This is a genomic window from Actinomadura madurae, from assembly GCF_047130825.1.
Classification (GTDB): Bacteria; Actinomycetota; Actinomycetes; order Streptosporangiales; family Streptosporangiaceae; genus Spirillospora; species Spirillospora madurae.
On the sequence record NZ_CP083237.1, the window covers coordinates 1,537,021 to 1,551,770 of the forward strand.

Annotated in this window: 12 protein-coding genes; 8 read left to right on the plus strand and 4 right to left on the minus strand. The window is 74.8% G+C overall.

Annotation, left to right across the window (positions count from 1 at the left end; all coding sequences use genetic code 11):
- Positions 1–82: 82 nt before the first annotated feature.
- The 8 genes from tal (at position 83) to K8Z49_RS07235 (ending at position 11,109) form a co-directional block, all read left to right on the plus strand.
- A complete protein-coding gene (gene tal, locus K8Z49_RS07200; RefSeq protein WP_412517870.1) occupies positions 83–1,198 on the plus strand; it encodes a transaldolase in 1,116 nt (371 codons plus the stop codon).
- The gene (locus K8Z49_RS07205) at positions 1,195–2,850 is read left to right on the plus strand and encodes a glucose-6-phosphate isomerase (RefSeq protein ID WP_075024170.1); all 1,656 of its coding nucleotides are present in this window, start codon (positions 1,195–1,197) and stop codon (positions 2,848–2,850) included. Before tal ends, K8Z49_RS07205 begins: the two co-directional genes overlap by 4 nt.
- A 125-nt stretch (positions 2,851–2,975) precedes the next feature.
- Complete coding sequence (locus K8Z49_RS07210) at positions 2,976–4,676, plus strand: phosphoheptose isomerase (RefSeq protein WP_111831082.1); 1,701 nt, start codon at positions 2,976–2,978, stop codon at positions 4,674–4,676.
- A complete protein-coding gene (locus K8Z49_RS07215; RefSeq protein WP_412517871.1) occupies positions 4,673–6,289 on the plus strand; it encodes a glucose-6-phosphate isomerase in 1,617 nt (538 codons plus the stop codon). The genes K8Z49_RS07210 and K8Z49_RS07215 overlap by 4 nt, the downstream gene beginning before the upstream one ends.
- A 138-nt stretch (positions 6,290–6,427) precedes the next feature.
- Positions 6,428–7,954, plus strand: coding sequence for a glucose-6-phosphate dehydrogenase (gene zwf, locus K8Z49_RS07220; protein ID WP_021600164.1), 1,527 nt, complete (start codon positions 6,428–6,430; stop codon positions 7,952–7,954).
- A complete protein-coding gene (opcA, locus tag K8Z49_RS07225; RefSeq protein ID WP_021600163.1) occupies positions 7,955–8,998 on the plus strand; it encodes a glucose-6-phosphate dehydrogenase assembly protein OpcA in 1,044 nt (347 codons plus the stop codon).
- Entirely contained in the window at positions 8,995–9,774 is a 780-nt protein-coding gene (gene pgl / locus K8Z49_RS07230) for a 6-phosphogluconolactonase (RefSeq protein ID WP_412517872.1), read from the plus strand. Before opcA ends, pgl begins: the two co-directional genes overlap by 4 nt.
- A gap of 129 nt (positions 9,775–9,903) precedes the next feature.
- Complete coding sequence (locus K8Z49_RS07235; protein ID WP_412517873.1) at positions 9,904–11,109, plus strand: Ig-like domain-containing protein; 1,206 nt, start codon at positions 9,904–9,906, stop codon at positions 11,107–11,109.
- On the opposite strand, the gene K8Z49_RS07240 is transcribed toward K8Z49_RS07235, so the two are convergent.
- From K8Z49_RS07240 to K8Z49_RS07255, 4 genes are all read right to left on the minus strand, one after another.
- Positions 11,087–11,746: a helix-turn-helix transcriptional regulator gene (locus K8Z49_RS07240; RefSeq protein ID WP_075024173.1), complete on the minus strand. Its 660-nt coding sequence runs from the start codon at positions 11,744–11,746 to the stop codon at positions 11,087–11,089. The two genes, K8Z49_RS07235 and K8Z49_RS07240, sit on opposite strands and share 23 nt — an antisense overlap.
- 5 nt (positions 11,747–11,751) lie before the next feature.
- Positions 11,752–12,075 (minus strand): ferredoxin, encoded by a 324-nt coding sequence (gene fdxA / locus K8Z49_RS07245; protein WP_021599582.1) that lies wholly within the window; start codon positions 12,073–12,075, stop codon positions 11,752–11,754.
- A gap of 65 nt (positions 12,076–12,140) precedes the next feature.
- Positions 12,141–13,679 (minus strand): alpha/beta hydrolase, encoded by a 1,539-nt coding sequence (locus K8Z49_RS07250; RefSeq protein ID WP_412517874.1) that lies wholly within the window; start codon positions 13,677–13,679, stop codon positions 12,141–12,143.
- Positions 13,680–13,690: 11 nt separating this feature from the next.
- Entirely contained in the window at positions 13,691–14,656 is a 966-nt protein-coding gene (locus K8Z49_RS07255) for a serine hydrolase domain-containing protein (RefSeq protein WP_412517875.1), read from the minus strand.
- Positions 14,657–14,750: the final 94 nt, after the last annotated feature.

A 14,750-nucleotide genomic window follows, 5' to 3' on the forward strand; every position in this document is an offset into this window, starting at 1 on the left:
AACGGGCCGCGAGGCGGGCGGGGCTCCGCGCGCCGGGGCCCCGCGTCCCGCCCGGCGCACTGACGAAGACGAGGAGAAAGCGATGAGCGACAACCTGAAGAGGCTCTCGGACGAGGGCGTGTCGATCTGGCTGGACGACATCAGCCGCGAGCGCCTGCGCACCGGCAACCTGGAGAAGCTGGTCCGGGAGCGGAACGTCGTCGGCGTCACGTCCAACCCGACGATCTTCGCCAAGGCGCTGAGCAAGGGCAGCGCCTACGACGACCAGGTCCGCGACCTCGCGGCGCGCGGCGTGGACGTCGAGGAGGCGTCCCGCGCGATCACCACCTACGACATCCGCTGGGGCTGCGACGTGCTCCGCCCGGTGTACGACCGGACGGAGGGCCTGGACGGCCGCGTCTCGATCGAGGTCGACCCGCGGCTGGCCCGCGACACCCGCCGGACGCTCGCGGAGGCGCGCGCGCTGTGGTGGCTGGTGGACCGGCCCAACCTGTACATCAAGATCCCGGCGACGGAGGAGGGCCTGCCGGCCATCACCGCGGCGCTCGCGGAGGGCATCAGCGTGAACGTGACGCTGATCTTCTCGCTGGAGCGCTACGGCCGGGTCATCGACGCGTTCTTCGCCGGCCTGGAGCAGGCCCGGGAGAACGGCCACGACCTGTCGAAGATCGCCTCGGTGGCGTCCTTCTTCGTCAGCCGGGTCGACACCGAGATCGACAAGCGCCTGGACAAGATCGGCTCGGACGGGGCCGGGGCGCTGCGCTCCAAGGCGGGCGTCGCCAACGCCCGGCTCGCGTACGCGCTGTACGAGGACAGGTTCGGCACGGACCGGTGGAAGGCGCTGAAGGACGCCGGCGCCCGTCCCCAGCGCCCGCTGTGGGCGTCGACCGGTGTGAAGGACCCGGACCTCCCCGACACCCTGTACGTCGTCGAGCTTGTCGCGCCGGGGACGGTCAACACGATGCCGGAGGCGACCCTGGACGCGGTCGCCGACCACGGCCAGGTGCGCGGCGACGCCGTCCGGGACGCCTACGACGACGCCCGCGCGCACATGGCCGCGCTGAAGGAGGCCGGCGTCGACTACGACGACGTCGTGAGGGTCCTGGAGGAGGAGGGTGTGGACAAGTTCGCGGCCTCCTGGAAGGAACTGCTCGACACCATCACCGGCGAGCTGGAGGACAAGAAGGACGACGCATGACCTCGGTGGTGACCGCCGGGGGGATCTCGGTCACCATCCGCGGCGCGGTCGTCGACGAGAGCGAGACGGTCCTGGACCGCCTCGTCTCCGACGGCGTGCCGGGGTCGCTGACGTCCCGGAACGCCAAGCTGTGGGGGCCCGACGCGGCCCCGCTCGCCGCCCGCCGGCTCGGCTGGCTGGGCCTGCCGGAGACCTCGCGCTCCCTGCGGGACCGGCTGGCCGGCCTGGCGGCCGACGCCCGCGGCGCCGGCCTCGACCGGATCGTGCTGGCCGCGTCCGGGGGGACCGCGCTGGCCGCCGACGCGATCTGCCGCACGGCGGGCGCCGGGCTGACCGTCCTCGACACCACCGATCCGCACGAGGTGTCGGGCGTCCTCGCCGGGGACCTGGACCGGACGCTGGTGGTGGTCGCGGACGACAGCGCCGAGGCCGGGGCGCTGCGGCGCGTCTTCGGGCGCGCGTTCTCCGCGGCCGGGCTGCGCGGCGCGGATCTGGCGCGCCGGTTCGTCGTCGTCGCCGAGGAGGGGTCCGCGCTCGAACGCGCCGCCCGCGAGACCGGCCACCATCTCGTCCTGGCCGAACCCGACGTGGACGGGCGCTTCGGCGCTCTCGGCGCCCGGACGCTGGTGCCGGCGATGCTCGCGGGCGTGGACGCCGACGTCCCGCTGGACGAGGCGTCCCGGTTCGCGGCGGCGCTGCGGCAGCCCTACGACAACCCGGCACTGGCGCTCGGCGCGGCACTGGGATCGTCGGCGCTGGGGGCCCGCGACAAGCTGGTGATCGCCGACCTCGGTTCCGGCCTGGCCGGGTTCGCCGCGTGGGCGGAGCAGCTGGTCGCCGGAGCGATGGGCAAGGACGGCAAGGGCCTGCTCCCGGTGGCGGTGGAGAGCGTCGACTCCCCCGGGTTCGAACTGACCGACGACCTGCGGCGGATCGTCCTCGGCCGGCGGCCGGACGACCCGGGCCCGGGCCGGGAGGCGGGGGTGACCGTCGCCGGGCCGCTCGGCGCGCAGTTCCTGCTGTGGGAGTACGCGGTCGCGGTGGCGTGCCGGGTGATCGGCGTCGACCCGTTCGCCGAGCCGGACGTCGGCGAGTCGCGGGAGAGCACGGCGGCGCTGCTGCGGTCGGAGGAGGGCACGGCGCCGACCGTCCTGCGCAGGCCGCCGGAACTGGTCGAGGGCGCGGTCGAGGTCCACGCCCCGGAGGGCGGGCTGCGCGGCGCGCGGACGCTGGCGGAGGCGCTGGAGACGCTCCTGGAGGACGTCCGGGACGGCGGCTACCTCGCCGTCCTCGCGTACCTGAGCCGTCAGGGCGATGCCGCGGCCGCCGGGCTGCGGCCGCTGCTGGCCGCACGCGGCTCCGAGGTCCGCAAGCGCGCGGTCCCGGTGACGTTCGGCTGGGGGCCCCGCTACCTGCACACCGCCGGCCAGTACCACAAGGGCGGGCCGCCCGGCGGAACGTTCCTGCAGATCACGGGCGCGGTCGCCGAGGACGTCCCGGTGCCGGGCCGGCCGTACACCCTGGGCGAACTGCAACTGGCTCAGGCGTTCGGCGACCTGCGCGTGCTGCGCTCGCTGGGGCGCCCCGCCGTCCGGCTCCACCTTCGCGACCGGACGGAGGGCATCGCGCAGCTCACCCGGGCGCTCGGCTGAGCCCGCTTCTCCCGCCGGCCCGGACGCAGGGCGAGCGGTCCCGTCCGGGATGCGACCAAGAAGATCGAGGGAGATGGTCGCGGATGCCCTTTCTCTCCTGAAACGATGGGGGCCGGGAGGGAACGGTGTCCGGATTCGACGTACTGACGCGCGGCGAGGTGCTGGACTCGGCGCTGCAGGCGAGGGACTACCTCGTGAGCTGCGGCGTCCCCGGCGCGCTGGCCGCCAAGGACCCCCGGCTGTGGGGGCGGCGGGCGGTGGACCACAGCCGGCTGGGCTGGCTCGACCTGCCCTTCGCCTCCCGCGGCCTGCTGAACCAGGTGAACGGCCTGGTCTCGGAGGCGCGCTACTCGGGCCTCGACCACATCGTGCTGATCGGTGTCGGCGCGGAGAGCCTCGCCGCCCAGGCGATCATGGAGGCGCACGCGCCCGCGCTCGCCGGCGCCGCGGCGGGCGCGGCCGGCCCCGGCGAGGGCGACCGCCCGGCGGGCGAGCTGACCGTCCTGGACGGCGGCGACACCGCCGCGCTGGCGTTCGCCATGGAGCGGCTCGACCGGACGCTGGTCGTGCTGGCGAGCAAGGCGGGCGTGTCGCTGGAGGGCGACGCCTACCGCAGGATCTTCTCGGCCGCGTTCCGCGAGCGGGGCCTGTCCGAGCGGGAGATCGCGGGGCGGTTCCTGGTCATCACCGACCACGGCAGCCCGCTGCACGACTTCGCCCGGCAGTGCGGGTACCGGATCGGGCTGACCGACCCGTACCTGCCCGGGCACTACGGCGCCCTGTCGGCGTACGGGCTCGTCCCGGCGGTGCTGGCGGGCGCGGACGCCGACCGGCTGCTGGAGGAGGCGGCGTCCCTGGTGCCGTCGCTGGCCAAGGACGAGGACAACCCGGGCCTGCTGCTCGGCGCGGTCCTCGGCGGCAGCGCGCAGCAGGGGCCCGACGGCATCGCCCGCGACAAGGTGCTGCTGCGCGAGCCCGGCGGCTCGGGCGCGCTGACCTCGTGGATCACCCAGCTCCTCGCGGTCGGCACCGGCAAGCGGGGCCGCGGCGTGCTGGCGTTCGAGCCGCCCGGCGGCAAGGGCGACTTCCCCGACGTGCACGGCGTGTCGGTCAACCCGCGGTCGGCGGCGCAGGACGAGTCCGACACGTCGGTGTGGGCGCCGCTCGGCGCGCAGTTCCTGCTGTGGGAGTACGCGACGGCGGTCGCCGGGTGGCTGCTCGGGGTGAACCCGTTCGAGGCGGGCAGCACGGTCGTCCAGGAGGCCGAGGACGACGCGGCGACGCTGCTGCGCACGGCCGGCGGCGGGCCGCTCACCTCCGAGCGGCCCGTGTACGTCGAGGACGACATCGAGGTGCACGCCGACTTCCCGTGGCCGCCCGGGGCCGAGCTGCGGACCGTCCTCGGCGGGCTGGTCGCGGCCGTCCCGTCCGACGGCTACCTGGCGGTGATGACGTACCTGTCGGGCGACTTCTCCGGCCGCTACCTCGCGCCGTCGCTGGCCCGCGCGTCCGGCCGCCCGGTCGCCTACGGGCCGGGCCCGGGATACCCGCACGCGACGGGGCCCGTCCACAAGGACGGCCCCGGCAACGGCGCGTTCCTGATCATCACCGGCGACCCGGCGCCGGGCGACGAGCTCGCCGCGCATCCCGTGCCGGGCCGCCCCTACAGCCTGGCGCAGCTGCAGATCGCGCGGGCGCTCGGCGAGCTGCGGGCGCTGCGCGAGCGCAGGCTGCCGGTGATCCGGCTGCACCTGCGCAACCCGGTGGAGGGCACGGAGCGGCTTCTCGAGGCGGTGCGGGCGGTCGCGGGGGCGCGCCGGCCGTGAGCTTCACCGCCGTCGTCTCGGGGGAGACGGCCATCACCGCCCGCGGGCCGCTCAAGGAGGACGCCGAGCGGGTGCTCGGCCGGCTCTGGATCGACCAGGTCCCGGTGCGCCTGGCGTCGGAGGACGCGTCGCTGTGGCCGTCCGCGGCCACCGCCGGGGTGGACGGCCGTCCGCTGTGCTGGCCGGGCCAGCCGGGGCCCGGCCGCGCCGTCCTGGACCGTGCCGAGGAGCTGCGCGCACACGCGCGCGAAGCCGGGCTGACCGAGGTCGTGCTGCTCGGCGGCGGCGCCCCGGCCCGCGCCGCCGAGCTGATCGTCAACGCCCACCGGGGCGCCGCCGGCCAGGGCCCGCCGCCGCTCACCGTGCTGGACGGGCCCGAACCCGGGCCGCTGCTGCGCATCCGGGAGGACGGGGAGCGGCTCGACCGGACGATGGTCGTGGTCACCGGCGACGACGCCGGCACCGAGACGCTCCGGCAGGTGTTCGCGGAGGCGCTGGCGGACCACGGCCTGTCCCCCGCCGAGGCGGAGCGCCGGTTCGTCACGGTCGCCGAGCCGGGCGCCGCCGCCGCCAAGCACGCGATGGAGGCGGGGCACCCGCTGGTGGAGGCGCCCGCCGCCACCGCGTTCGGCGCCCTGTCCCCCTACGCGCTGGTGCCGGCCGCGCTGGCCGGGGTCGGCGTCCGGACGCTGCTGGAGGAGGCCACCGCCGTCCTGCCGTCGCTGACCCGGCCGGAGAACAACCCGGGCCTCGTCCTCGGCGCGATCCTCGGCGGCGCGGTCCGCGCCGGGCGGCGGGCGGCCGTGCTCGGCGGCCGGCCGGAGGCGCTGCCCGGCATCGCCGGGTGGGTCGCCGCGCTGCTGGAGGAGACGACCGGCGGCCTGCTGACCCCGGTCGTCCAGACCGGCGGCATGCCGATCGTCCCCGCCGACGACCTGTTCCTGGTGGCGTTCGGCGGCCGCCCCCACCAGGACGACGCCACCGTCGCCGGGCCGCTCGCCGCGCTGCTCGTCGTCTGGGAGTACGCCGCCGCCGTCGCCTGCTACCTGCTGGACGCCGACCCGCTCGTGCCGGCGAGCCGCCCGGCCCCGATGACGCTGGACGACGGGACCGGCGAGCCGCTGTTCGCCGACGGCGACCCGGGCCGGGCCGTGGAGGTGCACACGACCGTCCCCGCGCTCGCCGGCGCGTCCGGGCTGGAGGAACTGCTGGACGCGCTGGCCCGCGGGGTCGGCGCGGGCGGGCACCTCGCGCTCGTCGCCTACCTGGATCCCGGCGAGGCGGGCGGCGGCCAGGGCGCGCAGGTGCGCCGGCTGGCCGCGCTCCTCGCGGCCCGCTGCGGCCGCCCGGTCACGGTGGGCTGGGGCGCCCGGCCGCCCGCGCCCGGGAATGATCGACCCGACCCGGGCGTATACCTCCTCGTGACCGGGAACGTCGTCCGCGACGTACCGGTCCCCGGCCGGCACCACCGGCTCGGCATGCTGCAGCTCGCGCGGGCGCTCGGGGACGCCCGCGACGCGCGCGCGGCGGGCAGCCCGGTGGTACGGCTCCATCTGCAGAACCGCTGGGCGGGGCTCACCCGGCTGCTCGACGCGGCCCGGGGCGACGGGTGAGCGCGCGCCGCGGGCGGCGGGCGGGGCCCCGGACGGGGAGTCGACGATTGCGGCCCGCCGGACGAGTTGGGGCAGGATGCTTGCAGCAGTACTAGGAGCAGAAGCAGAAGAAGGCGCAGTGCTAACTGAGGGGGCCACGTGACCAACACAGCCAATCCGCTCCGCGACCCGCGGGACAAGCGCCTGCCGCGGGTGGCGGGGCCGTGTGTGCTCGTGCTGTTCGGGGTCACCGGGGACCTGTCGCGCAAGAAGCTGCTCCCCGCCATCTACGACCTGGCGAACCGCGGGCTGCTGCCGCCGGGCTTCTCCCTGGTGGGCTTCGCGCGCCGCGACTGGGAGCACGAGGACTTCCGCCAGATCGCCTACGAGTCGGTGAAGGCGCACGCCCGGACGCCGTTCCGCGAGGACGTGTGGACGCACCTGTCGGAGGGCATGCACTTCGTCCCCGGCACGTTCGACGACGCGGGGGCGTTCGACGCCCTGTCGATGGCGGTCAAGGAGCTGGACGAGAGCCGCGGCACGGGCGGCAACTACGCCTTCTACCTGTCGATACCGCCGAGGGCGTTCCCGCAGGTCGTCGAGCAGCTGCAGCGCAGCGGGCTCGCCGACCGCGAGGAGGGCGCCTGGCGCCGGGTCGTCATCGAGAAGCCGTTCGGCCGCGACCTGAAGACCGCGCAGGAGCTGAACGACACCGTGCACCGCGTCTTCCCCGAGGAGTCGATCTTCCGGATCGACCACTACCTCGGAAAGGAGACGGTGCAGAACATCCTGGCGCTGCGGTTCGCCAACACGATGTTCGAGCCGATCTGGAACCGCTCGTTCGTCGACCACGTGCAGATCACGATGGCCGAGGACATCGGGATCGGCGGCCGGGCCGGCTACTACGACGGCATCGGCGCCGCCCGCGACGTCATCCAGAACCACCTGCTGCAACTGCTGGCGCTGACCGCGATGGAGGAGCCCACCTCCTTCCAGGCGGAGGCGGTCCGCGCGGAGAAGGCCAAGATCCTGTCGGCGGTGCGGGTGGCCGGCGACCTCGCCGACTCGACCGCGCGCGGGCAGTACGCGGCCGGCTGGCAGGGCGGCGTGAAGGTCAACGGGTACCTGGACGAGGACGGCATCCCCGCCGACTCCCGCACCGAGACCTACGCCGCGGTGAAGCTGGAGATCGACAACCGCCGCTGGGCGGGCGTCCCGTTCTACCTGCGCACCGGCAAGCGGCTCAGCCGCCGGGTGACGGAGGTGGCGATGGTGTTCCAGCAGGCGCCGCACCTTCCGTTCTCGCACACCGACACCGAGGAGCTCGGGCAGAACGCCCTGGTGATGCGGGTGCAGCCGGACGAGGGCATCACGGTCCGGTTCGGCTCGAAGGTGCCCGGCACCTCGATGGAGATCCGGGACGTCAACATGGACTTCGCCTACGGCGAGTCGTTCACCGAGGCGTCCCCGGAGGCCTACGAGCGGCTGCTGCTGGACGTGCTGATCGGCGACCCGCCGCTGTTCCCCCGGCAGGAGGAGGTCGAGCTGTCCTGGCGGATCCTCGACCCGATCGAGGAGTACTGGGCGAGCCGGGGCGGCCTCGACCAGTACAAGTCCGGCGGCTACGGACCCGACAGCGCCGACGAGCTGATGGCGCGCGACGGGCGCACTTGGAGGCGGCTCTAGATGAACATCGATCTCACCGGCACCACCACCCGGAAGATCCAGGACGCGCTGACCCAGTCCCGGCATCTGATGGGCGGCCCGGCCGTCGGGATGGTGCTCACCCTGATCATCGTGACGGACGAGTCGGCGCAGTACGACGCGGTGCGGGCCGCGACGGAGGCGGCGCGGGAGCACCCGTGCCGGGTGCTGACCGTCATCTCGCGGGACCCGCGGGGCAACTCCTCCCGGCTGGACGCCGAGATCCGCATGGGCGAGACCGGCCCCGGCGAGACGGTGCTGCTGCGCATGTACGGGCCGCTCGCCGAGCACGCCGACTCGGTCGTCGTGCCGCTGCTGATGCCCGACACGCCGGTGGTGACGTGGTGGCCGGGCGGCAAGGTGCCGAAGGTCCCGGCGAAGGACCCGCTCGGCGTGCTCGCGCAGCGCCGGGTGACCGACTCCTACGCGGCGCGCGACCGGCTCGGCACCCTCGCCCAGCTCGCCGAGGGGTACCGGCCGGGCGACACCGACTTCACCTGGACGCGGCTGACGTCGTGGCGGTCGCTGCTGGCCGCGGCGCTCGACCAGGACCACGACGAGATCACCGGCGGCGAGGTGCTGGCCGAGCCGGACTCGCCGAGCGCGGAGCTGCTCGCGGCGTGGCTGTCGATCCGGCTCGGCGTCCCGGTGGACCGGACGGTCTCCGAGGGGCCCGGCATCACCGGGGTCCGGCTGGCGACGTCCGGCGGCGACATCGTGATCCACCGCCCGGACGGGCGGGTGGCGACGCTGTGCCGTCCCGGCCAGCCCGACCGGCAGGTGTCGCTGATGCGGCGCCCGATGGCCGAGCTGCTGGCCGAGGAGCTGCGGCGCCTGGACCCCGACGAGGTCTACCAGGAGGCCGCCGCGCGGTTCGCCAAGGACCTCGCGGGCGGGACGGAGGAGCCGGGCGTGGCGAGCGAGCCGGTGTCGGCGACCGCCGAGGCCGCCGGGAAGGAGGCGGCCAAGCCGCCGCGCTCCAGGTCGGCGGCGAAGAAGCCGCGCGGCGGGTCGGGGGCCGGATGACCCCCCCGGCGGTCCTGGTCCACCGGGACCAGGACGTCCTCGCCGAGGCCGCCGCGGCGAGGCTGGTGACGCGGATCGCCGACGCCCAGGCGGCGCGCGGCTCGGCGTCGGTCGTGCTGACCGGCGGCGGCGTCGGCACGGCGGTGCTCGCCGCGCTGGCCGCCGCCGGCGCCCGGGACGCGGTCGACTGGGGCCGGCTCGACCTGTGGTGGGGCGACGAGCGGTTCGTGCCCCGCGGCGACCCCGAGCGCAACGAGACCGGGGCCCGCGCGGCGCTGCTCGACCGCGTGCCGGTCGACCCGGCGCGGGTGCACGCCATGCCGGCGCCGGACGACCCCGGCGGCGACGACCCGGAGGCGGCGGCCGAGCGGTACGCCGCCGAGCTTCGGGCCGCCGCGGGCGCCGGGGGCTCCGTGCCGCCGTTCGACGTGCTGATGCTGGGCGTCGGCCCCGACGCGCATGTGGCGTCGCTGTTCCCCGACATGGCGGGACCGCGGGAAGAGAAGCTCTCGGTGGTGGCGGTGCGGGGCGCGCCGAAGCCGCCGCCGACCCGCATCTCGCTGACGTTCCCCGCCCTGCGGGCCGCGCGGGAGGTGTGGATCCTGGCGGCGGGCGAGTCGAAGGCGGAGGCCGTCCGGCTGGGGCTCTCCCCGGAGGCGGAACCCGAGCGGGTCCCGTGCGCCGGCGCGCGCGGCCGGGAACGCACCCTGTTCCTGCTGGACAACGCCGCCGCATCCGGCCTCCCACCAGGCAGGGAAGGCGCGGCATCCGCTTGACCCCCCACTGGGGAACGCCCGCGCTTCCTGAGAGAACGGTGAACAGTCCTCGCGGTTTCGCATGCCTCGCGTAAAACCGTGCATACCCTGACCAAGGGATAGCCCGCGTCGAGCGTGAGGAGTTCTCAGGTGCTCAAGGGTCGGACCGGGACGGCAGGTGCGGCGATCATCGGCGCGGTGGTGATCGCCGCGGCGGGCTGCTCGTCCGGCGGAGACGGCGGCAAGGGCGGAGACGGCGGCGGCAAGGGCGGAGACGCCGTGAAGCTGGCCATCGCGCCGGCGACCGGCACCAAGCAGGCCGCGCCCGACAAGCCCGTCACGGTCACCGCCGCCAACGGGAAGCTGACGAGCGTGACCCTCACCTACGGCGAGAAGAAGACCAAGGCCGAGGGCGCGCTCGCGCAGGACCGCACCTCGTGGAAGTCGGCGTGGACGCTGCGGCCCTCGACCACCTACACGGTCACCGCGCAGGGCACGGGCGACGACGGCAAGCAGGTCACCGCCACGTCCACGTTCACGACCCTGACGCCGCAGAAGAAGCTGGAGAGCGGCATGTCGCCGCTGGACGGCGAGACCGTCGGCGTCGGCATGCCGGTGCAGTTGCTGCTGTCCAGGCCCGTGAGCACCAAGGCCGGCAAGGTGGCGGTCGAGAAGGCGCTCGAGGTCCGCATGTCCAAGCCGGTCGAGGGCGCCTGGTACTGGGTCAGCGACAAGGAGGTCGACTTCCGGCCCCGCGAGTACTGGCCGTCCGGCCAGAAGGTGGAGGTCGTCGCGCACCTGGCGGGCCTGAAGGCCGGCGAGGGCATGTACGGGATGAAGGACCGCAGCGTCGGCTTCACGGTGGGCCCGCGGCACGTCACCACGATCGACGCCAAGAAGCACCGCGCGACGGTGACCGACGGCGGCAAGACCGTGCGGACGATGAGGGTCAGCCTGGGCAAGCCGGGCCACGACAGCTACAGCGGCACGATGATCGCCCAGGAGAAGGCGGCGAAGATCATCATGGACTCGGCCACCACCGGGAACCCGGGCGAGTACCGGATCCCGACCAAGTGGAACGTCCGCCTCACCTACAGCGGGACGTTCGTCCACTCGGCGCCGTGGTCCACCGACTCGCAGGGCAACGACAACGTCAGCCACGGGTGCGTGAACGCCTCGCCCTCGGACGCCAAGTGGTTCTACGACTTCACCAACCGCGGCGACATCGTGAAGGTGACCGGAACGTCGCGGCAGCTGCGGTTCGGGAACGGCCCGACCCCGTGGGCGAAGGACTGGGACGGCTGGCTCGCCGGCAGCGCGACCGGCAAGCCGGTCACGGGCGCTCCGTTGAAGTGAGGTGGGCCAGGCAGGCGCCGGGTTCGGCGAACGGCTCCAGCCGGTCGGCCGCGACGGGGGCGTCCAGCTCCGCCAGCGCCCCCTGCATGATCCCCAGGTGGACGTCGCAGACCAGCGGCCCGTACTCCTCGGCCAGCTCGAGGAACGGGCAGTGCCGGAGCCGGATGACGTCGCCGTCGTGGCGCGGGGCGAAGTCGAGGTCGTCCAGAAGCGCGGTGAGGCGGCCGGTGGCCTCCTCACCCGTCATCGGCCGGAACGGCGGAGGACGCTCCACGAGGTAGCGGCCCCACTCCCGTCCGGCCCGAGCGGCGTCGCCGCGGGCGGCGGCGCCCTCGGAGGCCAGCCGGCTGAGCAGGATCTGGGCGAGCAGGCGGTAGCCGCGGGCGCCGCCGCGGTCCATGCCGGGCCGCGGGGCGTAGACGGTCCGCGGGCGGCCCGGACCGGAGGCCTGCTCGACGGTGCGCTCGACCGCGCCCTCGGCGGCGAGGGCGTCCAGGTGGAAGCGCGCGGTGTTGACGTGGACGCCGAGGCGTTCGGCGACCTCGGTGACGCCGAGCGGGGCGCCCTCGTCGCGCAGGACGTCCAGGACCTCTCGGCGGCGCGAGGACTGCTCGGGGCGGGGGCGTTCGGACGGCATGCCGCTCATCCTCCCCCCGCCGGCGGCAGCGCCGCGATCAGGGGGTGGTCGCGGTCGAGCGCGCCCAGCTTGCCCGCGCCTCCGGGCGAGCCCAGGTCGTCGAAGAACTCGGCGTTGGCGGCGGTGTAGGCCTTCCACTTCTCCGGGAGGTCGTCCTCGTAGTAGATCGCCTCGACCGGGCACACCGGCTCGCACGCGCCGCAGTCGACGCACTCGTCCGGGTGGATGTAGAGCATGCGCTCGCCCTCGTAGATGCAGTCGACCGGGCATTCGTCGACGCAGGCGCGGTCCTTGACGTCCACGCACGGCTCGGCGATCACATAGGTCACGGCGCCCTCCTCGCGAATTAATACAATACTACATGTATTAATTGTGCGAGCGAGGGCGCCGCCCGTCAGCCACCCGCGGGGCAGGCCAGGTCGCCGGCGGGCAGCCGGCCGGTGGCCAGGTAGCCGTTGACCGTGTCACGAACGCAGGTGTTCGGGTATCCGCGCTGGTAGGGCGCGTGCACGTCGGCGTCCAGCGTGATCATCCGGGAGCCCGGCAGCAGCCGGTGGAGGGCCCGGCTGCTCGCGTAGGTCGTCCGGGTGTCGCCGGTCGCCGCGACCATCAACGCCGGCAGGCGCCCGCCGACCGAGGTCGGCGGCTCGGCGGGGCGCACCGGCCAGAACGCGCACGGGCCGACGTTGCGGGTGAGCGGCGCGAACACCGGGCTGGCCCCCCGGTTCCGCTGGATGTCGCGCCAGTAGGCCGCGGGGTCGCGCGGCGCGGCCGCGTCCCCGCAGATGATCGCGCTCTGCCCGCTCCCGTAGCGGGACTCGGCGCCGGTCAGCAGGAACGCCAGTTCCTCGTCCAGTTCCTCGGTCGGCTCGGCGGGCTCGCCGCCCGCGGCCTTCGCGAAGACGCGCACCGACTCCGCCAGGACGGCCCTGGCCCGGTCCTCGTCGGTGCCGAGGTTGTCGAACAGGACGACCGGCAGCGTCGTGTCGTCCACCCGGTACCGGCCGACGGCGAGGGGCTCGCGGGCGGACGCCTCGACGAGCCCGCGCACCGTCCCGAGGACCTCCGCGCGGGAGGCGCCGAGGCCGTACTCGCCGTCGCGCTCCGCCGCCCACGCCGCCCAGGAGCCGAGCGCGTGGTCGTTGGCCCGCTCGGTCCCGGCCAGGAGCCGCGGGCTCCACGCGGCCGGATCGACCGAGCTGTCCAGGACGACGCGGTCGAGCCTGCCCGGGAACATCGTCGCGTACACGGACCCGAGATAGGTGCCGTAGGAAGCGCCGTTGTACGACACCTTCCGCTCCCCGAGGACGCCCCGGACGACGTCCATGTCCCGGGCGATGTCGCGCGTGCTGATGTGCGGGAGGAGGCCCGCGTTCGTCCGCGCGCACCGCCGGGCGAGGTCCCTGGCGAACGCGGTGGACCGGGCGAAGGAGCGGCGGCTCTCCCCCGCCGACCTGATCCAGGTGGCGGCGGGCCAGCCGCAGTCGACCGCGGCGCTGCGGCCGAGGGAGCGCGGGTCCATGCCGACCAGGTCGTACCGGGGCCCGGCCGCGCCCATGAGGTCGCGCATGTAGGGCGGCATGTCGATGGCCGGGCCCGGCCCGCCGCCGTTGAGGATCATCGTCCCGATCCGGTGTGCCCGGTTGGACGCCGCGAGCCGGGAGATCGCGATCTCGATCGTGCGCCCGCCGGGGTCGGTGTAGTCGAGCGGCACGGTCACGTCCGCGCACTTCGCCCCGGCCTTGTCGAGCTCCTCGCCCACCTGGTCGCCGGGCCCGAGCGTGCACGCCTTCCAGGCCAGGCGCTGGTGGTAGAAGCGGTCGAGGCCGCCCTCCCCCGGTCTCGCCGCCGGTTCCGCCGCCGCCGATCCGGCGGGCACCGCCAGTGCCGCCGCCACGGTCAGTCCCGCCGCGGCGGCCAGTCTCCTCGTCATCGTCGCTCCGTTCATCGCGGGTCGCAGAAGGCCGTCTCGACGAGCCTCATCTGGTCGTCGAACGTCTCCTTGGTGGTCACGTTCTCGTTGAGGACGACGGAGGCGCGGCGCCCCGACGGCGCGACGCCGGAGACCGTGATGTAGCCGCCGATACCGCCGGCGTGCCCCCACCAGGAGCCGCCGCAGCGCAGCGGCGTCCCGATGAAGCCGAGGCCGTAGGACGCGCCCTCCCACAGGCGGTCCGGATCGGCGGGCACGGTGCGCTTCATCTCCGCGAGCATCGCCGGCGGCAGCAGCCGGCCGCCCAGCAGGGCCGCGAAGAAGGCGTTCATGTCCCGGGCGCTGGAGATCAGCGCGCCGCCCGCCCACCCGACGCTCAGGTTCATCGCGGTGTAGTCGGACCGCCGGACGGTCCCGCCGCGCTCCTCGCGGACGTAGCCGCGCGCGTGCGGCCCCCTGATGCGCGTCTCGTCGCCCGGCCAGTAGGTGTCGCGGAGCCGCAGCGGCCCGATGATCCGGTGCCGCACCTCGTCCTCCAGGGTGCGCCCGGTCACCTTCTCGACCAGGAGCCCCGCGATGATGTAGTTGGTGGTCGAGTAGTGCCAGCGGGTCTCGGGACGCGGCAGCGCCAGCGCGCGCTCCACCAGTACGGCGGGTTCGAAATGCCGGAAGCGGAACTCCTCGATGGTCTCGAAGGCGTCCATGTGGTCGGGCAGGCCGCTGGTGTGCCGCAGCAGGCTCCGCACGGTGATCGTCCGGCCGTCGTAGCCGTTGCGGTCGATCAGGCCGGGCAGGTAGCGGTGCACCGGGGCGTCCAGCGAGATCCGGCCCTCCCCGGCCAGCGCGGGGCGGTCGGCGCAGCCGGACGTCCCGCCCGGCGCCGCGACGGCGGCACCGGTCACCGCGGCCCCGGCCGCGAGTACCGCGACCGGCCGGCCCGCCGTGCGGTGCCACCGCCTGGTCTCTGTCGTCGTCATGTGCGCTGACGCTAGGCGGGCGCGTCCGGCGAAACACTCCGGTGATCACCCGGAACCGGGCTCCGGGCAGCGGTCCGCCGCACGGTGGGGGCTA

Bases quoted from the DNA above. Each gene is read 5' to 3' on its own strand.
- tal (WP_412517870.1), top strand. From the start codon at position 83: ATGAGCGACAACCTGAAGAGGCTCTCGGACGAGGGCGTGTCGATCTGG.
- K8Z49_RS07205 (WP_075024170.1), top strand. From the start codon at position 1,195: ATGACCTCGGTGGTGACCGCCGGGGGGATCTCGGTCACCATCCGCGGC.
- opcA (WP_021600163.1), top strand. From the start codon at position 7,955: ATGAACATCGATCTCACCGGCACCACCACCCGGAAGATCCAGGACGCG.
- pgl (WP_412517872.1), top strand. From the start codon at position 8,995: ATGACCCCCCCGGCGGTCCTGGTCCACCGGGACCAGGACGTCCTCGCC.
- K8Z49_RS07240 (WP_075024173.1), bottom strand. From the start codon at position 11,746: ATGCCGTCCGAACGCCCCCGCCCCGAGCAGTCCTCGCGCCGCCGAGAG.
- K8Z49_RS07250 (WP_412517874.1), bottom strand. From the start codon at position 13,679: ATGACGAGGAGACTGGCCGCCGCGGCGGGACTGACCGTGGCGGCGGCA.
- K8Z49_RS07255 (WP_412517875.1), bottom strand. From the start codon at position 14,656: ATGACGACGACAGAGACCAGGCGGTGGCACCGCACGGCGGGCCGGCCG.